Origin of the sequence: Mucilaginibacter sp. Mucisp86 (assembly GCF_047324315.1) — a bacterium.
GTDB lineage: Bacteria > Bacteroidota > Bacteroidia > Sphingobacteriales > Sphingobacteriaceae > Mucilaginibacter.
Map to the genome: position 1 here is coordinate 6,182,542 of NZ_CP168503.1, position 20,200 is coordinate 6,202,741.

Consider the following 20,200-nt stretch of genomic DNA (forward strand, 5'->3'; position numbering starts at 1 on the left):
CCTATTGCTTTTAAGCTTATTGTTGATATGCAACTTGTTAAAAGCTCAAAATAAACCTGTTGAGTATTTAGCTTCATCAGCAAGGCATATTTCCCCGGGCAACCGAACCTATTATATCGACCCTGTTAAGGGTAATGATAATAATACCGGGCTAACAGATGTAAAGGCATGGAAAACATTTACAGGCATTAACCGGCTTATTTTATCGCCGGGTGATGTTGTGAAGATACTATCGCCGGGAGGGTTTCACGAAACGTTGTCAATTATGGCCCGTGGAGTGAAAGACAGGCCGGTAAAGATCTGGTTTGCCCCCGGACAGTATAGCTTTTTTCCGGATGAAGCATACAAAACACAATTGCAGATTTCCAATACCAACGATGCGCCTTACGGATTAAAAGCAATTGCATTAATGCTTGATAGCAGCAAATTCGTGGATATTGATGGTGCTGGTGCAACGGTAAACCTTCGCGGAAAAATGATTGAAACGTATATTAATAACAGCCATCATATTAAATTGAACAGTTTGAGTTTTGATTACCACCGACCAACGGTTTCTGAATTTAGCGTGGTAACAACAACGTCAAAATATGCCGATGTTACGGTTAATGCCGAATACAAGTTCGCCATTAACGACAGCACACTAACATGGCTGGGGGAAGGCTGGAGTTACCAGCCCGGATCATATTGGCAGGTGTATGATCACGTCACTAACGAATTATCGAGAATAGATATTCCGCAGGAAGGGCTTCGCTATGAAGCTACAGGAGAGCATAACCTGAGAATATTTTTCAAAAACAATCCGGGCTTTAAAAAAGGCTTAACCTATCAAAATCGTGATGTTACCCGTGATTGCGCCGGTTTTTTCATACAAAAAAGCAGTAATATCAATTTAAACCACATTCGCGTTTATTTTATGCACGGCATGGGCGTAGTAAGCCAGTTTAGCAATGACCTGAGTTTTAATCATGTTGTGGTAAAGGCGAAAGATGGTCGTACCTGTGCTGCATGGGCAGACATCCTTCATTTTTCGGGTTGTAGTGGTAAAATTGAAATAGCCAGTTCATACCTGTCCGGGGCAAATGACGACGCAATTAATGTGCATGGCACTTTTCTGAAAATAACAGAAAAGCTTTCGGCAACTCAGGTTAAAGTGAGGTTCATGCATGACCAAACTTACGGATTTGATGCTTTCTCGGTAGATGACAGTATCGGGCTTGTTCATCCGGCGAGTTTGCTTACTTATCAAAATAACAAGGTGTCGAAAGTTGAGAGACTGAATAACAGGGAATTTTTGCTGGATTTTAGCAAACCGATGCCTGATGATATGCAAACAGGAGATGTAGTGGAGAACATCACCGCTACGCCGCAGGTATGGATCCATCACAATACTATTGAAAAGATCCCGACAAGGGGCATCCTGGTTACTACTCCCAGGAAAGTAATAATCGAGAACAATATAATTAACCGAACCCACAACAGCGCAATTATGATCAATGATGATGCATCGAGCTGGTATGAGTCGGGTGCAGTAAAAGATGTTACTATTAAAAACAATACCTTTTATGAATGCGGAGGGCCGGTTATAGCCTTGTCGCCAGAAAATAAGGTAAAATCAGCAGCTCCGGTTCATTCCGGGATTAAAGTAATTGATAATAAGATCATATTGAAGGACATCCGGTTTTTTGACGCTTCAAGTACATTCGGAATTAAAGTTACGGGGAATGAGATAACAACACCCCGCAGTATTAAAAATATTGATCAATTGATAAGTTTAAAAGACTGCCAGGATACCAGGGTTTATAACAATCAGCTAATAAAGCAAAAAGAGTAATAGGGCGGTGGATATATGTTAACAGAATGGTAGTTTATTTAAGAGCGAGCGCCGAGTAGATTATTCCTCCAAACCTTGATGGCGCTTGCGCCAATTTAACGGTTTTATAACCTAAGCGGGTAAACTCAATATCTAACTTTTGAAATGATATAGGGTAGGGAACCCATGGATTAGCTTTGGTGGTATCATATTCTACAATTAGAAATTTAGGATTGCTTTTAAACCTCTTCTCCAACTGTTTTATCAAATTTGATTTATCAGCTACAAAATGCAATGAGTTTGCCATAAGCAATCCATTCAGCGAATTTAGGCCAATTGGTTCATTTACAAAATCAACTTTTCTAAAATCTATTTTGACGTTATCGCTAAAAGCAGGAAAATGTTGTTGCGTTTTGTCGATAGCTGTAATATTACTTTCCGGAGGCAGCAGGCTTGCAAGGGCAAACGTAAATGTGCCGTTTCCGCAACCCAGATCTGCCCAGTGTTGCGGGTGTTCATTTGTTATTCCTTTTTCTATCAGCGCTATAGCTTCGGATTGTTGCATGCCTTAAATGAAGCGCTAAAACTCGTCGGCCGTGCTACGGCTATCAATAAATGGCGAACTATAAAAACTTATAATTAAGAGGTCGTAATCAACAAGGAAGGTCCATTCTGAAGTTTGATCCTTTTTGTAAGTGACAACATCTTCGCAACCAAACGAGTAGTTAACGTCAAGCACTATACGGAAGCTTCCCTGACCTTTGTTCGGATCAAATTTGATCCTGTCGAAATTTAAACGGATTACCTCCGGCGAGCCTTCCGGCCTGAATTCGCGCTCAAGCGCATGTTTAAGCTCTTCGTAGTTCACTGAAAGAGGCTCAAACATAACATTCATAAACCTTAACAAGCTTGCAGGTTCATTCTTTAGCTCATCAAGCTGCTCTTTGTTAAGTTTAATTTGTAAGCTGTTCATCATCAATACAAATTTAAAAACAAAAGCTGGATTAAATCAAAATTGAGACATTAACCCAGGCAAGCGCATCCGAATAGGGTTAACACTTTTTTAAAGTATTGAATTTGAATTATTTATAATCAGTTTATTGTGTTTTTTAGGGGTTGCACCAAACTGATATTTTTGAGCAATTAGGCATGTCCAAATGTCCGTGCCTGTATTTGCAAAGCATCCGCTGAGAAATCTGGGCTATTTAACTGCCATCGATGCATAAAACAAGTATCATTTGATACTAATAGCTCTCCGACACCTCATCCTTATTTCATTAGTTGTTTTTATAACAAGCTATCGTCACTAAATATTTGAATGGGAAGGCCCTGGGGTATTAACCTTATTTAATTGTTTTAAGTACATTAATTTAAGTACGAAATCGATTGCGTTGAAATAACCTTTTCAAAACTGATGGCTGTCCTGCCTCAGAATTCTCCATCAGTTTTTTAGCTGTAAATACAGCTTCTTGAAAGTGTAAAGGCTCAGAAATGCCCCTGTTTAGAACTCGTAGTTTTAATGACGAAGATTTTTTTAATAAATTTTTAATAATTGTTGTTTTGACAATAAAAGTTTTTACATTTAGCTTTCTTTAGATAGCCCAACCTATTTAATTATAAACCAGTTAATACAACTTCATGGAAATTTTGAACGATGCTCATATTATTGAGCAATTAAGATTAGGGAACAAGGAGGCCTTTGAGGCTGTATTTAAAAAATACTACAAGTTGCTTAATGTATCGGCTTTTTACATTTTACAGGACGAAATGGAAGCCGAAGATACTGTTCAGGGTTTTTTTGTTGATCTTTGGGAAAGGCAATTATATACCAATATTAATTCGTCGCTAAAGGCTTATTTAACTACGGCGATTCGTAACCGTTGCCTGAAAAAAGTTGAAAGCGAATCACGTGCGCAAAAAAAATTAATTGATTATAAATACACACTTACCGAAATAGAGGAGGAAGAAGAGGTTCCATTGCCCGAAATTTATCCGGAAAAAATACTGGCCGATTTATCGATGCAACGGATGCAGGCTTTTACCCTGGTACATTATGAAAATAAAAAATATAAAGATGCTGCCCTTGAAATGGGCATCAGCATAAATTCATTGAAAACTCATTTAAAACTGGCGGTAAAAACTTTAAAAGCAGGGTTGAAAAGTGCTAAATAAGTTCACCCTTTTATCCTTAATGAGGTCTTATATATAATGACATACAATAAAGCGTATTTTCAGGAACTAATAATTGAGCAAATTGCGGGCGCGATAAGTGAAGAAGACAGCCATTTGCTTAACGAAGCCATACAAAATGATCCCAGGGTTAAACAACTGTGGGATGAAATGCAGCAGACATTAACATCAAATAAAGCCCGGTCGTTTTTTAACAATATTGATGAAAATAAGGCATGGGATAAAATTAAGCCCGAAATAAAACCATTAACACCTGTTAGCTCCCATCGGGTGGAGATAATGAAATGGATGTCTGTGGCGGCTTTATTATGCATTGCCTTTACCGCAGGATATTACTGGCGAAAAATGCCTGTTAATGAAGTTGCTGTGGCTTCAAAGAATATCAAAGCACCGGCCATTGAACTACAAATGGCAAATGGGCAACATATCGATCTGTCCGACACCTCAAAAAGGGTAATCAATATACCCTTTGCGCATTTGAAAAAGGGGGCTAACGGGCTAAGTTACCAGGTAGATAATAGCAAGAACGAGGAATGGAGCACGCTCGTTATTCCTTCAAAATTAAATTACAAGATTGTACTTTCCGATGGTACACAGGTTTGGTTGAATTCGGTATCAAGCCTGCGTTTTCCGTTTTCATTTTTAGGTAAAACCAGGGAAGTGTACTTAACAGGTGAGGCATTTTTTAAAGTTGCAAAAAATGCTGCTCATCCCTTCATAGTTCATACCGGCCAAACGGATGTTAAAGTTTTAGGTACAAAATTTAACGTAAATACCTACAAGCCAGATGAAACAGTAACATCTTTGGTTGAAGGTTCGGTATCAACAAGCGGTTTGGATAAGCAAAAAATGCTTTTACAGCCAGGCTACCAGGCGGTTTATACTTCGGGAAGCGGTTTTCGGGCCCAACCATTTGATTCTTCTGTCGAGTTGGCCTGGATGAATGATATTTATTATTTCCACAACACTAAACTACATGACATAAGCGATGTGCTACTGCGTTGGTTTGATGTAAAAGTTGTTTTCGATGATCCTGGTACAGCCGACGAAACATTTAGTGGCGCTATTCAAAAAAACAAACCGGTTGATGTTTTTATTCAAAATATTAAGGCGTCTGCCGGAGTTACGGCCGTTTTAAAGGAAGGGGTTTTACATATCAGGTAATTTATCCCCGGGTTAAATCACAATTCATTTCAGATGTTTTTAAATGCTTGTTTTTTGAGCATATGGGCGTTTATTGTCATTGATTAACCAGAGTTTTTAGTTTTTAATGCATTGAAACACTGCTAATTGCATCCTTTAAGAACCTTGTGATAAAAAAAATACATTTTTTCCTGTTCCAGTTCACCCGTTTCATCAGGATACGGTCTTATAGAAAACCAAATCATAAACCCAATAAGTATGGATAGAATTTTATTCAACCGGCGGCTTATACTGCCTTTTATTTTTCTTTTATTGGTAACCCGGTACAGTGCGGTACAGGCACAGGCTACGGGGCCAATAACGCTTAAAAAGGCCAATATTAGTTTGGCCGAAGTATTTAAATCGATTAAAAAGCAAACAGGTCTAACTGTTTTTTACAGTAACAATCTTTTAAATGACAAGGAACTTGTTACTGTTGATTTTAAAAACGCAGAGCTGAAAGAAGTTTTCAGTGTTCTTTTAAAGGGAAAAAATCTAAACTACGTATTGCGCGACCAGCTCATTGTTATTGAAAAAAGTGAACCAGCGCCTGTTGCCCCTCCATTAAAAAAAGAGCCTTCGGTGCCTCCCGTACCCAAAAAGGTACAAGGCGTTGTTTCGGATGACAAAGGACTTACGCTACCCGGTGTAAGTGTTAAAGTTAAAGGAACTATGAACGGTACACAATCAGATGTAGACGGAAAGTATACCCTTAATCTAAAAGAGGGCGGAAGTACAATTATTGTTTTTTCATTTGTAGGATCAAAATCGCAGGAGTTTGATCTTGCAAACTATACTCCATCAGCGGGCGGCGTTTATAGAATTAATGTGCAAATGGGGGCTGATAAAAATGCACTTGAAGAAGTAGCCGTAGTTGCTTACGGAACGCAAAAAAAGACAAGTCTTGTTAGCTCTATCACTACTGTAAACCCAAAGCAACTAAAAGGGCCGTCAAGTAACCTTACCACCATGCTTGCAGGTGTTGTGCCCGGCATGATCTCATACCAAAGAAGCGGTGAACCTGGTGCTGATAACGCCCAGTTCTTTATAAGAGGGGTGGGGACTTTTGGTGCAGGTAAGGTAGATCCGTTGATATTAATTGATGGTATTGAATCGAGTACCACCGATCTGGCAAGGCTTCAGCCGGACGATATATCGGGTTTTTCGGTATTGAAAGATGCTACAGCTTCATCATTGTATGGTGCAAGGGGAGCAAACGGCGTAATATTGGTAACCACCAAACGTGGTGATGTAGGTGCTGTTAAGTTCAATATCCGGGGTGAAAACTCAACCTCATCTAATATTAAAAATATTGATTTGGCCGATAATATTACGTACATGACACTGGCTAATGAAGCCGTGCTTACCCGTAACCCTCTGGGCATTTTGCCGTACTCACAAAATAAAATAGATCATACAGCCAAAGGTGATGATCCGCTGTTATATCCTAATAATAATTGGATCAAACAGTTGATCAAAACCAAAACCAACAATCAAAGGTATAACATGAACGCCAGTGGCGGGTCGGAAAAAGCTAAGTACTATCTGGCCATGACCTACAATATCGACAATGGCAACCTGGCCGAGAACAGCCTTAATAATTTCAGCAATAACATTAAGCTGCAATCATACTCTATTTTATCAAATACCACTTTAAACCTTACTAAAACCACTGAGGCCGTAGTAAGCTTAAAGGGGCAGTTTGATAGTTATCACGGGCCCATTAATGGCGGCGGTTACACTTTTTTAAATGCTTTGTGGAGCAACCCGGTAGCATTTCCGGCTATTTATCCTGGTAATTTGTTACCGTACGCAAGTCACCCGCTTTTTGGTAATGCGCTTATACCCGGCGGCGGCCTGTATATGAATCCGTATGCGCAATCTCTATCAGGCTACCAGACTTCAAATACAAGTACATTGACAGCGCAGTTAAACCTAAATCAAAAACTTGATTTTATTACTCAGGGCTTATCAAGCAGGGTAATGGCGTACACAACCCGTTATTCGTACTTCACAGTTTCACGTCAATACAGCCCTTACTACTACCAATCAAATGTAATTAATGGGCAATTTAATGGTTTAACTTTACTTAATAGCGGAGCACAAGGCAGTGTAGGTGCCATACCAACCGAGTATTTAACTTATAGCCCCGGAGGCAGCATTTCCAACTCAACTACATATATTGAGGCGGCAGTAAATTACAACCGCACATTTGGGCAAAAACATGCTGTTAGTGGCTTGTTAATTGGCACCATGCGTAATTATCTTACCGCTAATGCGCCAACGCTCCAACTATCCTTACCGTCACGAAATCAGGGTGTATCGGGCAGGTTTACTTATGGTTATGATAACCGTTATTTGGTTGAGTTTAACTTTGGCTATAATGGTTCCGAACGTTTTGCAAGCAATCACCGTTTCGGCTTTTTCCCTTCTGTAGGTGCCGGTTGGGTTGTATCGAACGAGAAGTTTTTTGAACCATTGCTGTCAACTATCGATAATCTTAAATTCAGGTTTACCTATGGTTTAGTAGGTAATGACCAAATCGGCTCGAGTAATGACCGTTTCTTCTACCTCTCAGATGTTAACTTAAATAATGGCTCGAACGGTCAGTTTGGTACTAACTATACCTACAGCAGGCCGGGTATAGTCACCAACCGTTACGAAAACCAAAACATAACCTGGGAACAATCAAGGCAAACCAATATAGGTATGGATTTAACGGTGGCTAAAAACTTTACTTTAACCGTAGATGCTTATCAGCAAAAACGCGATAATATCCTGATGGTACGTAGCACCATACCTACCTCGATGGGTTTACAGGCCAATATATCATCAAATGCCGGCAAATCATCCAGCAGAGGTATTGATATAGCCATGGATTATAAAAAGAACTTTAGCAATTCATTTTGGGTTCAATCGCGTGGTACGCTTACTTATTCTAAAAGCAAATTGTTAAAAAATGAAGAGCCGGTTTATGGTAATGACCTTAAATACCTTAGCCGGGTTGGCAACTCATTGAGCCAGATCTACGGCCTTCTTGCCGAGCGGTTATTTATCGATGATAAAGATGTTGCCAACTCGCCGGTTCAAAGCTTTGGCGATTATAAAGCGGGCGATATCAAATACCGTGACATGAATGGCGACGGTAAAATATCCAGTTCGGACGTTGTGCCGATCGGGTATCCGATTGTACCCGAAATTATCTACGGATTTGGCTTTTCTTTCGGTTATAAGAATTTCGATATCAGCGCGTTCTTCCAGGGATCTGCACGCTCGTCTTTTATTATAAACTCGGCGGATATTTCCCCTTTTTACCTCGTTAACGGTTTGCAGCCTAACGGCCTTAATACTGGTAACCAAAGCGGGCTTTTAAGCACGATAGCTAACGACCACTGGTCGGAAGATAATCGTAACCCCTATGCCTTTTGGCCGCGGTTAAGTACCAACATACAAGGTAATAACACCCAAACGTCTACCTGGTGGCTGCGCAACGGATCATTTGTGCGCCTTAAATCAGCAGAACTTGGGTACAATTTTAACAAGAACCAGCTTAAGTTTATCCATTTGAGCAGTGCCCGTATTTACCTGAACGGCCTCAACCTGCTAACCTTAAGCAGCTTTAAACTCTGGGACCCGGAAATGGGAACATCAGGATTGGGCTATCCAATTCAAAAAGTATTTAACGTGGGCCTAAGGGTAGAATTTTAAAAGCTTTCAAATCACTTTATATGAAAAGTAATTTTATACAAAAAATTAAGGGTTTAGTATTAAGCCAAGCACCTAAAGGGTATCTCTCTTTTGGAATGCTGATCTTGATAATGATTATTCCGATATCATCCTGCAAAAAGTCATTTCTGGATGTTGTTCCTGATAACGTATCAACAATAGCTAATGCTTTTGTTTCAAAAACCGAGGCAGAAAAATACCTGTTTACCTGCTATTCATACCTGCCTACAGAAACCGATCCTACTTACAACGTTGGTTTAACTGCTGGCGATGAGGTCTGGGTAGAGGACCCTGCAAATCACATCCGTTCAACAAACGTTTTGCAGTTACCAAGAGGGTTTCAAAACTCATCAGATCCTATTGCCAACTACATGAATGGTACCAGGGATGCCGCCGCAAACTATAAGGCAATTCGCGATTGTAATGTTTTTATTGACAATGTAAGTGATCAAACCAAAGTTCGCGACCTTGATATCGACACACGTGAACGTTGGATTGCTGAAGCACAATTTTTAAAAGCTTTTTATCACTTTCAGCTATTCAGGGCGTATGGGCCGATACCTATTATTGATAAAAACCTGGCCATTGATGCGCCTATCGATGAAATCAGGGTAAAGCGCCGCCCGGTTGATGAAGTTGTGAATTATATTGCTGATCTGTATGATAAGGCCGCGGCAAAATTACCTTTAACAATCCGCAATGAAGGAAGCGAACTTGGTCGCGTTACCAAAGCAGCAGCTTTAAGTATGAAGGCCAAATTATTGGTAACAGCTGCAAGCCCGCTGTTTAATGGTAACCCGGATTATAGCTCATTTAAAAATAAAGATGGTGAACAATTATTTAACCCTGCCTTTAGTGTTGAAAAATGGCAACGTGCCGCAGATGCCTGCAAAACGGCCATTGATTTTTGCGAATCACAAAATATCAGTTTATACACTTTTCCTGCGCCAACAAATCCGCTTAGCGATACTACCATGACGCAGATGAGCATCAGGAACGCTATGAGTGAAAAATGGAATAATGAATTGATATGGGGGCTAACCGCCAATAATAACATCAACTATAATTCATTTTTCCAGTCAATGTGCGCAGGGCAGTATGATTTCAACAATGCTGATGCCGCGAAATCAGCAAACCGTCCGTTGCTTGGCCCTACCATAAAAATGGCCAAAATGTTTTATACTAAAAATGGTGTGCCAATTAACGAGGATAAAACGCTAGACTTTAGCGATATAGCTCAGCTAAGGGTTGGTACGCATGCCGACCGTTTTAACATCAAAGAGGGTGAAACCACTGCAAGGCTCAATTTTGACAGGGAGCCTCGTTATTATGCCGATCTGGGATTTGATCGCGGTGTTTGGTATATGGCCAACAGTCCAACCAAAACCGACGAAAACACCTGGTGGATGAAATCGCGCGGTGCCGAAGTTGGTCAGTCTTCACCAATTCCTATTGCCGGTTTTTATATGAAAAAAGCGCTTAACTGGCATTATGAGTGGGCAACTGTTACTTATATCAACTATCCATGGCCCGAAATGCGCCTGTCTGATCTGTATTTGCTTTACTCGGAAGCATTGAACGAGGCACAGGGGCCAGTGGCGGATGTGTATACCTATGTAAACCGTATCAGGGCAAGGGCTGGTTTGCCTACAGTTCAGCAGTCGTGGTCAAACTACAGCATCAATCCAACTAAATATACTACTAAGGATGGTATGCGCTCAATCATTCAGCGCGAGCGCAGCCTTGAACTTTGTTTTGAAGGGCACCGTTTCTGGGATTTGCTGCGCTGGAAAACTGCCGGTGTTGAGCTTAACGGAAACGTAACAGGCTGGTCAATTAGTGAAAACTCGCCCGAATTGTATTATCGCGAACGTACCATTTATTCGAGGCATTTCGTGATCCCGCGTGATTATTTATGGCCGATACAGGAAAGCGACCTGCTGGTTAATCAAAACCTGGTGCAAAACCCTAACTGGTAAATGCGTAGCAATAATATGTTTAACACAAAAAGCATTAACATGGAAACAAAGAAACTACAAGCTGTTTGGTGCATATTGCTATCGATGATAGCCATAGCAGGATGCAAGCAGGAATCACTTAATAAACCAACTATAACAAATAATAATGGCCCCGGAGTTGTAAGTAATGTACAGGTGCAAAACCTGAATGGCCAGGCCACTTTAACATATTCGCTGCCGAGCGATAATGATCTTTTTTATGTAAAAGCTGTTTACGAAACCTCGCCGGGCAAAACGCGTGAGGTAATAGCCTCACATTATACCAACAATTTAACTGTTGATGGCTTTGGCGATACGTTAGCGCATGTGGTAAAATTATATGCTGTTAACTCCAGCGAAAAGGCTTCGGCACCGGTTTCGGTTACAGTAAACCCTTTAACCCCGCCTTTTTTACTTGCCTTCCGTTCGCTTAAGGTAACACCAACATTCGGCGGTTTTAATGTAACCTGCGATAACGCAGCTAAAGATAACCTTGCTATTGTGCCCATGGTTGATACTGCCAATAACGGCCAATACGTACAACCAAAGGGCATGGATAACATTTACAGTAACAGTGTTTTGATAAAGGCTGCAGTAAGAGGCCAGCCTGCCATTGAGCGCAAGTACGCATTTTTTGTAAGGGACAGGTTTTTAAATAAATCCGATACTTTATTTTTAAAGTTTACACCGTTTTATGAGGAACAGTTTTCGAAAGCAGATTGGTCTGTTTATGCATTGCCTGGCGATGCTACTAACCTGTATTCATATACCGATGTAACCAAGATTTTTGATGGAAACTTTACCGGTGGCTGGCCAAATTGCCTTTTCACAGTTGAAAGTGCTGGTAGCCCGCAAATGGTTACTATTGATCTTGGCAAGCAGCGGGTATTCAGTCGTTTTATATTGAATCCTTTCATCGAGATCGGTAATGTTTATTATGTAAGGGGTAACCTGCGCGACTTTGAAATATGGGGATCAAACGCGCCAAATGTGAATGGCGCCCTTGATGCCTCATGGACAAAACTGATAACCTGTAATGTGGTAAAACCATCTGGCTCACCATCAGGTACGGAAACTGCTGCCGATTATAATTACGCCCATGACGGATGGGGATTTGATTTCCCGGCCGGGCTAAGCGGTTACAGGTACCTTAGGATCAGGAGCCTGCGCAACTGGACAGGATCGTACTTTATGAGTATCAGCGAGTTTACCTTATTTGGAAAGTAGTAAAATGTGCGGAAGCTTTCTTTCAATTTAATTTCAATTATGAAACCATATAAAATCATATCATACTATCTGTTAATGTTAACGGCTTTCATCATGAGCGCCTGTACTAAAATGGATGATTACAAAAAGAAATATGAGCCCAATGGCCCTATTATATACCCCGGTAAACTTGATTCGGTGCAGGTATTTTCGGGCAGGAACCGTGTTTTGTTGACCGGTTTGTTTACATCAGATCCTAAAATTGTAAAATATAAGGTATACTGGAACAGTAAACAGGACTCGATAGTAACCCCTGTAACCCGTACATCCGGGGTTGACACGGCGAAATTGTTTATACCCAATTTACCAGAAGGTGTCATGACCTTTGAAGTTCGCACTTATGATGGCGAAGGACACGTATCTATTCCGGTTACCCTTGCAGGCAATGTTTATGGCAGTTTATATCAGAGCTCGCTGATTAATCGTGGTATTGCCAAAGCCGAACTTCAAACGGATGGCTCGGCCTTAATTAACTGGGCCGATGTAAACGCCGATGACGGATTGCAGTCGATGGAGATCAAATATACAGACGCTTCTAACAAACAGCATGATACGCTCATTGTTTCATTGCCTTCAGGGTTAAGTACATCACTGCCTAAATTTAAAGCAGGTGGTGTTATCAGTTATCGTACCTCATTTAAACCTAATAAGACAGCTATTGACACCTTCTATACAGATTTCCAGGATCACAGTGTTAAGGCCGATGTAACCAGTATTTACCTCTCAAATACGGGGCCTTTTCAGCGAAATACCTATGATGGTCGCTGGGGAACGCTCGCTGCGCCATGGATAACCAATGCTGCTGCCAAAAATAAAGACGGAGGAACAAACGGTGGTTACAGCTCAGACGGAGGAGGAACCATTAACTGGGAAACATGGAATAATACCCCTGTAGTGGATGGTATAGTTTACCAGGCAACATCTTCAGCGCTGCCAGCCGGCAATTATATAGTTTCATTTGATTCTTACTCAGAAGTACAATCAAATTCATCTGTTTATTGCGTAGCTGCGGCAGGAAATGGTATCCCTGTACTTGCAAACCTTTCTACCGCGTTGGGATCTGTAAATATGTATAATGGCGCAAAAGTAGGTACAACCAGTCCAAATTCGAGAGAAGTAAAAACTTTCACGTTCACACTTACTTCACCACAAGTGGTGTCGATAGGATTTTTGGGTAACCTGGTAGGCAATGGCAATCCGGGCAATTACTTTACGGTATTTAATATCAAATTATTTAAAAATTAAGAATGCTAAAAAGAAAGGCCCTGATACTAATCAAGGCCTTTCTTTTTTTATAATACCTTAGTTCGCTATTGAGCTGATCGATCATTCGCAAACTGCCATTTGTACAGCTTCGGGTTCCGGTATTTCTTCAATGTTTTCCGATGCTGCTTTCTTTGAAATACTTGCTTTAATAAAGCTCATACCAAATGCAAGTAAAAGCAACGGTACCGTCATCCAAATTACTTGTTGAATGCCATAATGGGCAATCACAAAGCCACCGAGTAAAGTGCCCAGCGTAATGCCTGCATTAAAAAAGGAGGGAAGCAGGCTGTTTACAAAGTCGAGCGCAGGCTCCTGAATGCCGTGGGTGAGCTGTATGTTGGCAGCCAAAAATCCCCCGGTGTGTATAAATCCCCAAACCGAGAGAATAATGACCATCGGAATAAAATGTCCGCCAAACTGATAAGCTAATATATGGGTTGCAACCAATGAAAGTAAAAACAGGCGTGTGGTAAGTATTACGTTTTTGCTAAGGGCAATACCCATAAACCAGTTGCCAGCAATACCTGTACCACCAAATACCAGCAGCATGATACTGATCTGCGCCCCACTCATGTGCGATACTTTATCAAGATATTCGGCAAGATATCCGTAGGTGGCAAACATACCCGCCAGTATAATGGTTGAAGCCAGTAATTTAACCCATAAATGTACATTTCGCAGTAATTTTACCTGGCTTTTAGGGCTTGCCAATTCTTCATTAACAGGCATTGACGGTGAGAAAAGCGCCAATGCACCAAAAGCCAGTAAGTTTACAATAGCTGATACAACAAAGGAAGCCCTCCAACTAAAAAGATCGGCCATGTAAGTGGTTAAAGGTACGCCAAGCACTGTTGCTACACTTAACCCCGCCATAACTATAGAAATGGCTTTAGGGGCATCTTTAGGCCCCGCCTGTTTGGCAGCGGCAGTCATAGATACAGCCCAGAATACCGGGTGTAAAAATGCCGGTAATATGCGGGCTATCATCAACACTGTAAAGTTTGGCGCAACTGCCGATAATAAATTAGAAATAACAAATATTCCCAATACCAGGCACATTACAAATTTGCGGTTGAGGCGGGCGGTGAGCATATTAGTAAACGGCCCGGCAAGCGCCACTGTTAATGCAAAGGCGCTAAGCAACCATCCTGCTGTATCAATTGAAATATGAAACTCTTTTACAAGGTCGGGGAGGATGCCTATTACCCCAAATTCGGTAGTAATTATACCGAATGCGCCCAGCGCCATAATGTAGATTGATTTATTCATAAGTAGATGTATTTAAATATTTAAATCTTTCGATGTTTTATGTCCTGAAAATTAAATTTTATCGATAAAAACTAATTTTAACCTTTTAAATCGTTCAACGAAGCAATGTACTCGTCAAGTACTTCCTGATTTAGTACGTATTTGAGGTTCCGGCCTTCCTTTTGCGGCAATAACAAATCGGCATCAACCAATTGTTTAAGGTGATGTGAAACGGAAGGCTGGGTAAGGTCAAGAAGATCGTTCACCTCGGCGCAATACAAACAATCCTTCCTCTTTTTAAACTGTTGTAAAATAGCTATCCGGTTTGTGTCACTCAGCGCCCTGGATATTTTTTCTATTTTTTTATTGTCCATTATCTTTTGCTTCAGATGATATTTAATCAACGTTGGTAACGCAAAGGTAGAATAATATTAATACATAGAAATGTTTCTATGTATTTAAAACACTGTAATGACAATATTAAAGGCAGGTACAGTTGCTAATTGAACGGGAAGATCTGGCAGAGCTTAAAATTTGTCACAAATGCCCCTGTTGCTTGGCGCGTTTGCCTGTTTAATGCAGGCGGTATTTAATGTAGCTTCATGGTATGAAAGTAGTAAGAGTACAATATACCACACGCCCCGGGTTTGTGGCAACCAATCAACGCAACATAGCTGCCATTGTTGAAGAGTTGAAAACCTTAAATCATCCCGGCATAAAGTACACCGCGTGGCTATTGCCCGACGGTAAAACATTTATGCATTTCGATCAGTTGGAAAATGAGGAAGCTCACCTGGTGCTACAGGGATTGGCTTCCTTTCATAAATTCGCCACCGAACTTGAAGCCAGCGATTTAGAGGTTGAACCTAAGCTTGAACTGCTTGAGCTGGTTGCCTCAACAGAATCTTATTTTTGACGATTTGAACTACTGCTTCCCGATAGGTAATGCCGTTTCGGTTTTTGCAGCTTTCATTACCAGTTTGGTTTCTACCTTACCAATAGCGACTACCGCGAAAAGTCGGTTCATCAAAAAGTCATAGTATTCTTTGCGGTCTTTTACAGTCACCTTAAGGATAAAGTCAAAATCGCCTGTAAGGTGATAGCATTCTAAAACCTCAGGTAGTTTAATGATTTCGCTTTCAAAGTGGCTTAAGCTGTGCTGGCTATGGTCTTTTAGTTGCACGTGTGTAAAAGTCATGAAATCAAGCTCCAGCTTTTCATGATCAAGCACCGCAACGTATTTTTTAATATAACCGCGTTCCTGCAACGAGCGGATGCGGTTATTGATAGGCGTAGTGGTTTTGTTGAGCTTAAGGCCTATTTCCTGGCCGGTAAGGCGGGCATTTTCCTGCAAAAGCTGAAGTATGCGGATATCGGTTTCGTCGAGTTGGTTGAGCATAGGAGTTATAAAAACTAAAATGGAAGCTTTAAATATTTGTCAAAAGTTTTACAAACTGTTTTTTAATGTAAAAATAGTTTGCAAAACCAAATTTTAAGTACTCTATGGATTATGAGTTTGTGAATATACAATTTTACATCATAATACTATGGAATATCAAAAAAAACAACTATCAGCTGTAATCCTCGTTACCGGCGCCTGCGGGCAGATTGGTACGGAGCTCGTTGCCGCTTTAAGAAAGGTTTACGGCCGGAAACAAGTAATTGCTACCGATTTGCATGATGCCACAGCAATATCTGATCAGCAGCGGCCATATCATCAGTTAAATGTATTGGATAAAGATGACCTCGAAAGCCTGGTTGTTACTTATGGTGTAACTCAAATTTATCATTTGGCGGCTACTTTATCTGCCAAAGGAGAGGAAGCCCCGCTTAAGGCATGGCACCTGAATATGCAAAGCCTGCTTAATATATTGGAGGTAGCTAAGGATCATAAATTAGATAAAGTATTTTGGCCAAGCAGCATTGCTGTATTTGGCCCGTCAACAGCCCGTAAAATAAGTCCGCAGGATGCTTTGCTTGATCCTCAAACAGTTTACGGTATCAGTAAAGAAGCTGGCGAGCAGTGGTGTGCTTATTACAGGGAGCACTACGGATTGGACGTGCGCAGTCTGCGCTATCCAGGGTTAATCAGCTATAGCGCTCCGGCTGGTGGCGGCACTACGGATTATGCTGTGGCCATATTTCACGAAGCTTTACAAAACGGATCTTACGAATGCTATCTGAACCCGGATACTGCATTGCCTATGATGTATATGGATGATGCGGTAAGGGCTACACTCGAGCTGATGAATGCACCCAAGGAAGCCCTCAAAGAGCGCGGCGCTTACAATATAGGTGCATTAAGTTTTACTCCTGCCGAACTTGCAATAGCGTTGAAAAAGCATATCCCCGACTTTACTATCAGCTATAATGCAGATAAGCGCCAGTCCATCGCAAATTCATGGCCGGCCGGCGTTGATGACACTATGGCAAGGCATGATTGGAACTGGCAGCCAGAATACGATTTGGCAGCAATGACTAAAGACATGTTTGATCACCTGGAGCCGGTTTATAAAAACAGCAATGCAGCAACTATGAGTTAAACGAAGGCCTAATGAGAGACCTGAATATTACCCAATCTATCACCGCTCGTGACGCTGCCTCGCTCGAGAAATATTTTAGCGACATTGCCCGTGAGCCAACTATTAATGCGGAGGAGGAAGTTCTGCTGGCTGGGAAGATCCGCCAGGGAGACCTGTCGGCTTTGCATAAGCTGGTAAAGGCCAATCTGCGTTTCGTAGTTTCAGTGGCGAAGAAATATCAACATCAGGGTATGCCCATGGGCGATTTGATAAGCGAAGGTAATTTAGGTTTACTCGAAGCCGCGAAGCGCTTTGATGAAACCCGCGGTTTCAAGTTTATATCGTATGCCGTTTGGTGGATCAGGCAGCGTATTATGGAAGCGCTCCTTGACAAAACGCGGATGATCCGCCTGCCTGCTAACCAGGTGGATATGATAGTACATGTTAACAGGGCGACAGGCGTTTTGGAGCAGCAGCTCGAAAGGCTGCCTGTTCAGGATGAGATAGCTGCATTTCTGGAAACTGCTGAATGGAAAGTAAAGGAGGCTTTGCATGTAGCGCCTTTTACACATTCGTATGATAAGGCCGATACAACGGCCGACGATGGATATGGCCTGCTTGATCGTTTACAGATTGACGAACCCGGAGCCGAAGGTGTTTTAGAAGCATCTCAAATCAAACAACAACTTGATGATTTGCTCAGCAAGCTAAATAGTAACGAACGGTCTGTTATATTTTATCATTATGGGCTGGATGGCTATGGTGAACTTTCGGCGCCCGAAATAGGCAGCCGACTTGGGGTTAGCGCAGAAAGGGTGAGGCAGCTAAGGAACCGCGCCATCACCAAGCTTCAGGAAAACGCCCGGTTCCAAAAGTTTGAAATTCATTAGTATCAAGAACTTTATCATTGCTTTCTTGTTGGCTAAGTTCATCTATTCAATTGGGATTCAAATCCTGCAGTAACGATATTCGATATACCTTTTTTGTTTGGCAAACGTTTGCGTTAAATTAAGATTGCAGGAAATTAGGCATTCCTATTTAAGCTTTATAATTTAGGGGCTCGTAAACATAGCGGTCAGTATACTTATACATGATCTATCATGAGTCAACTCTACAAATGCAAATGAAAAAAGCACTTCTCTCTTTATTATTGTTAATCCTCATTACTTCACAGGCCTTTAGCCAGGCAAAACACACTTTTAAAATTGCCGATGGCAATTTTATTTACGATGGAAAACCAATCCAGATCCACAGTGGCGAAATGCATTTTGCCAGGATCCCAAAGGCTTACTGGAAACAACGCCTGCAGATGCTTCGCGCAATGGGCATGAATGCCGTTGCAACCTATGTTTTCTGGAACCATCATGAGGTTAGTCCGGGCGTTTGGGATTTCAAAACTGATAACCGCGATATCCGTGAGTTTATAAAAACTGCACAGCAGGAAGGTTTGATGGTGATATTAAGACCGGGTCCGTATGCTTGTGCCGAATGGGAATTTGGGGGCTATCCGTGGTGGCTTCAAAATGATAAGCAACTGGTGATCCGCAGCAAAAATGATCGCTTTCTGGATTCATGCAAAACTTATATTAACCAATTGATGGGGCAGGTTAAAGACTTGCAAATAACTCACGGAGGGCCGATAATCATGGTTCAGGCGGAAAATGAATTTGGATCGTACGTAGCACAGCGCAAGGACGTGCCGCTTGCCGATCATAAAATCTATAGCGTGGCTATAAAGGATTTATTGCTAAAAGCAGGCGTTGATGTGCCTCTGTTTACTTCAGACGGCGACTGGCTGTTTCAGGGCGGCGTAATTCAAGGCGCATTGCCAACGGCTAACGGAGAAGGGGACACCAAAAACCTGAAGAAGCTTATTAATCAATATAACGATGGAAAAGGCCCATACATGGTGGCCGAATATTATCCAGGCTGGCTTGACCACTGGGGTGAGAGATTTGAGAAAGTGTCAGAGACCTCGGTAATTAAAGATCTGGAGAAATATCTAAAAGATACCGTATCATTTAATGTCTACATGGCGCATGGCGGTACCAATTTTGGTTTTACCAGTGGTGCCAATTATGATAAAGAGCATCAGATTCAACCGGATATTACCAGCTATGATTATGATGCGCCAATAAGTGAAGCCGGATGGGTAACACCTAAATTTACGGCTATCCGTAACCTGATGAAGAAATATGCAGCTTATTCAATTCCGGAAGTACCTGCACAAATTCCGGTGATTCAGATTCCTGCTATTAAACTTACTAAAACAGCCGATCTGCTGGAATTTGCAAAAAATCAGCAAGCCGTAGAAAGCGATACTCCGCAAACATTTGAAACACTTAACCAGGGGCATGGTTATGTATTATACAGCCGCAAGTTTACGCAACCTATTAATGGTACTTTAAACCTGGAAGGGTTAAGAGATTATGCAACGATTTATATAAACGGTGAAAGAGTTGGCGAGCTTAACAGGCAAGGCAATAAATTTACATGCCCTATAAATATCCCGTTTAATGCTCGTTTGGATATATTGGTTGAAAATCTTGGCCGCATCAATTACGGTGGCGAAATCATTCACAATCTTAAAGGTATCATCAGCCCGGTAAAAATCGACGATCATGAAATTACCGGTAACTGGCAAATGTATAAGCTCCCGATGGATAAAGTTCCGGCATTTATGGCGGGGACAACCAACACAGCCGGCAGCCCGACACTTTACCAGGGAACATTTGACCTCAACAAACTGGGTGATACCTTCCTGGATATGAAAAACTGGGGTAAGGGTATCGTATTTGTAAACGGGATTAACATTGGCCGCTACTGGAAGATTGGTCCGCAACAAACACTATATGTGCCGGGCTGCTGGCTTAAAAAAGGAGCAAACAGCATTGTTGTACTTGATCAGTTAAATGATACTAAACAGACAGAAATTAGCAGTGTACTAGTGCCAGTATTAGATGGCCCTGTAACCAAATAATATTTATTTAATT

General features: G+C 41.4%; 16 protein-coding genes. 11 read left to right on the forward strand and 5 right to left on the reverse strand.

Annotated elements, in window-relative coordinates:
• The first annotated feature begins 34 nt into the window (after window positions 1-34).
• A complete protein-coding gene (locus tag ACEN9X_RS25785) occupies window positions 35-1,831 on the forward strand; it encodes a right-handed parallel beta-helix repeat-containing protein (RefSeq protein WP_413667863.1) in 1,797 nt (598 codons plus the stop codon).
• Window positions 1,832-1,865: 34 nt separating this feature from the next.
• Here the strand turns inward: ACEN9X_RS25785 and ACEN9X_RS25790 are convergent, their stop codons facing one another.
• Both ACEN9X_RS25790 and ACEN9X_RS25795 read right to left on the reverse strand, forming a co-directional pair.
• On the reverse strand, window positions 1,866-2,375 hold the full coding sequence (locus tag ACEN9X_RS25790; RefSeq protein ID WP_413667864.1) for a methyltransferase domain-containing protein: 510 nt from the start codon (window positions 2,373-2,375) through the stop codon (window positions 1,866-1,868).
• Window positions 2,376-2,390: 15 nt separating this feature from the next.
• The gene (locus tag ACEN9X_RS25795; RefSeq protein WP_413667865.1) at window positions 2,391-2,786 is read right to left on the reverse strand and encodes a hypothetical protein; all 396 of its coding nucleotides are present in this window, start codon (window positions 2,784-2,786) and stop codon (window positions 2,391-2,393) included.
• A 662-nt stretch (window positions 2,787-3,448) separates the two neighbouring features.
• On the opposite strand from ACEN9X_RS25795, the gene ACEN9X_RS25800 reads away from it, so the two are divergent.
• From ACEN9X_RS25800 to ACEN9X_RS25825, 6 genes are all read left to right on the forward strand, one after another.
• Entirely contained in the window at window positions 3,449-3,982 is a 534-nt protein-coding gene (locus ACEN9X_RS25800; RefSeq protein WP_413667866.1) for a sigma-70 family RNA polymerase sigma factor, read from the forward strand.
• Window positions 3,983-4,018: 36 nt separating this feature from the next.
• Window positions 4,019-5,164, forward strand: coding sequence for a FecR family protein (locus tag ACEN9X_RS25805; RefSeq protein ID WP_413667867.1), 1,146 nt, complete (start codon window positions 4,019-4,021; stop codon window positions 5,162-5,164).
• Between the two features lie 237 nt (window positions 5,165-5,401).
• Window positions 5,402-8,890 carry a TonB-dependent receptor gene (locus ACEN9X_RS25810; RefSeq protein WP_413667868.1) on the forward strand — a complete coding sequence of 1,163 codons (3,489 nt, stop codon included), beginning with the start codon at window positions 5,402-5,404 and terminating at the stop codon, window positions 8,888-8,890.
• 110 nt (window positions 8,891-9,000) lie between these two features.
• Complete coding sequence (locus ACEN9X_RS25815) at window positions 9,001-10,887, forward strand: RagB/SusD family nutrient uptake outer membrane protein (RefSeq protein WP_413667869.1); 1,887 nt, start codon at window positions 9,001-9,003, stop codon at window positions 10,885-10,887.
• 39 nt (window positions 10,888-10,926) lie between these two features.
• A complete protein-coding gene (locus ACEN9X_RS25820) occupies window positions 10,927-12,132 on the forward strand; it encodes a DUF5000 domain-containing lipoprotein (RefSeq protein ID WP_413667870.1) in 1,206 nt (401 codons plus the stop codon).
• 39 nt (window positions 12,133-12,171) lie between these two features.
• Window positions 12,172-13,416, forward strand: a complete 1,245-nt coding sequence (locus ACEN9X_RS25825; protein ID WP_413667871.1) for a DUF4998 domain-containing protein — start codon at window positions 12,172-12,174, stop codon at window positions 13,414-13,416.
• A gap of 81 nt (window positions 13,417-13,497) precedes the next feature.
• Here the strand turns inward: ACEN9X_RS25825 and ACEN9X_RS25830 are convergent, their stop codons facing one another.
• Together ACEN9X_RS25830 and ACEN9X_RS25835 are read right to left on the reverse strand one after the other, a co-directional pair.
• Complete coding sequence (locus tag ACEN9X_RS25830; RefSeq protein ID WP_413667872.1) at window positions 13,498-14,706, reverse strand: MFS transporter; 1,209 nt, start codon at window positions 14,704-14,706, stop codon at window positions 13,498-13,500.
• A 77-nt stretch (window positions 14,707-14,783) separates the two neighbouring features.
• Complete coding sequence (locus ACEN9X_RS25835) at window positions 14,784-15,059, reverse strand: ArsR/SmtB family transcription factor (protein WP_413667873.1); 276 nt, start codon at window positions 15,057-15,059, stop codon at window positions 14,784-14,786.
• Window positions 15,060-15,292: 233 nt separating this feature from the next.
• Between ACEN9X_RS25835 and ACEN9X_RS25840 the strand changes: the two genes are divergently transcribed.
• On the forward strand, window positions 15,293-15,601 hold the full coding sequence (locus ACEN9X_RS25840) for a hypothetical protein (RefSeq protein ID WP_413667874.1): 309 nt from the start codon (window positions 15,293-15,295) through the stop codon (window positions 15,599-15,601).
• A 9-nt stretch (window positions 15,602-15,610) separates the two neighbouring features.
• Here ACEN9X_RS25840 and ACEN9X_RS25845 read toward each other — a convergent pair whose 3' ends face one another.
• The gene (locus ACEN9X_RS25845) at window positions 15,611-16,084 is read right to left on the reverse strand and encodes an Lrp/AsnC family transcriptional regulator (protein ID WP_090525447.1); all 474 of its coding nucleotides are present in this window, start codon (window positions 16,082-16,084) and stop codon (window positions 15,611-15,613) included.
• A 148-nt stretch (window positions 16,085-16,232) separates the two neighbouring features.
• On the opposite strand from ACEN9X_RS25845, the gene ACEN9X_RS25850 reads away from it, so the two are divergent.
• The 3 genes from ACEN9X_RS25850 to ACEN9X_RS25860 all read left to right on the forward strand — a co-directional run bounded on the left by ACEN9X_RS25850 (window position 16,233) and on the right by ACEN9X_RS25860 (window position 20,187).
• Window positions 16,233-17,228: an NAD-dependent epimerase/dehydratase family protein gene (locus ACEN9X_RS25850; protein ID WP_413667875.1), complete on the forward strand. Its 996-nt coding sequence runs from the start codon at window positions 16,233-16,235 to the stop codon at window positions 17,226-17,228.
• Window positions 17,229-17,239: 11 nt separating this feature from the next.
• Complete coding sequence (locus tag ACEN9X_RS25855; protein ID WP_413667876.1) at window positions 17,240-18,097, forward strand: RNA polymerase sigma factor RpoD/SigA; 858 nt, start codon at window positions 17,240-17,242, stop codon at window positions 18,095-18,097.
• A 233-nt stretch (window positions 18,098-18,330) separates the two neighbouring features.
• A complete protein-coding gene (locus ACEN9X_RS25860; protein ID WP_413667877.1) occupies window positions 18,331-20,187 on the forward strand; it encodes a beta-galactosidase in 1,857 nt (618 codons plus the stop codon).
• The last annotated feature ends 13 nt before the right edge of the window (window positions 20,188-20,200 follow it).

Coding starts and splice junctions, on each gene's coding strand:
- ACEN9X_RS25845 (WP_090525447.1), bottom strand. CDS start 16,084: ATGCTCAACCAACTCGACGAAACCGATATCCGCATACTTCAGCTTTTG.
- ACEN9X_RS25820 (WP_413667870.1), top strand. CDS start 10,927: ATGGAAACAAAGAAACTACAAGCTGTTTGGTGCATATTGCTATCGATG.
- ACEN9X_RS25860 (WP_413667877.1), top strand. CDS start 18,331: ATGAAAAAAGCACTTCTCTCTTTATTATTGTTAATCCTCATTACTTCA.
- ACEN9X_RS25810 (WP_413667868.1), top strand. CDS start 5,402: ATGGATAGAATTTTATTCAACCGGCGGCTTATACTGCCTTTTATTTTT.
- ACEN9X_RS25850 (WP_413667875.1), top strand. CDS start 16,233: ATGGAATATCAAAAAAAACAACTATCAGCTGTAATCCTCGTTACCGGC.
- ACEN9X_RS25805 (WP_413667867.1), top strand. CDS start 4,019: ATGACATACAATAAAGCGTATTTTCAGGAACTAATAATTGAGCAAATT.
- ACEN9X_RS25855 (WP_413667876.1), top strand. CDS start 17,240: ATGAGAGACCTGAATATTACCCAATCTATCACCGCTCGTGACGCTGCC.
- ACEN9X_RS25835 (WP_413667873.1), bottom strand. CDS start 15,059: ATGGACAATAAAAAAATAGAAAAAATATCCAGGGCGCTGAGTGACACA.
- ACEN9X_RS25825 (WP_413667871.1), top strand. CDS start 12,172: ATGAAACCATATAAAATCATATCATACTATCTGTTAATGTTAACGGCT.
- ACEN9X_RS25830 (WP_413667872.1), bottom strand. CDS start 14,706: ATGAATAAATCAATCTACATTATGGCGCTGGGCGCATTCGGTATAATT.
- ACEN9X_RS25800 (WP_413667866.1), top strand. CDS start 3,449: ATGGAAATTTTGAACGATGCTCATATTATTGAGCAATTAAGATTAGGG.
- ACEN9X_RS25840 (WP_413667874.1), top strand. CDS start 15,293: ATGAAAGTAGTAAGAGTACAATATACCACACGCCCCGGGTTTGTGGCA.
- ACEN9X_RS25795 (WP_413667865.1), bottom strand. CDS start 2,786: ATGATGAACAGCTTACAAATTAAACTTAACAAAGAGCAGCTTGATGAG.
- ACEN9X_RS25790 (WP_413667864.1), bottom strand. CDS start 2,375: ATGCAACAATCCGAAGCTATAGCGCTGATAGAAAAAGGAATAACAAAT.
- ACEN9X_RS25815 (WP_413667869.1), top strand. CDS start 9,001: ATGATTATTCCGATATCATCCTGCAAAAAGTCATTTCTGGATGTTGTT.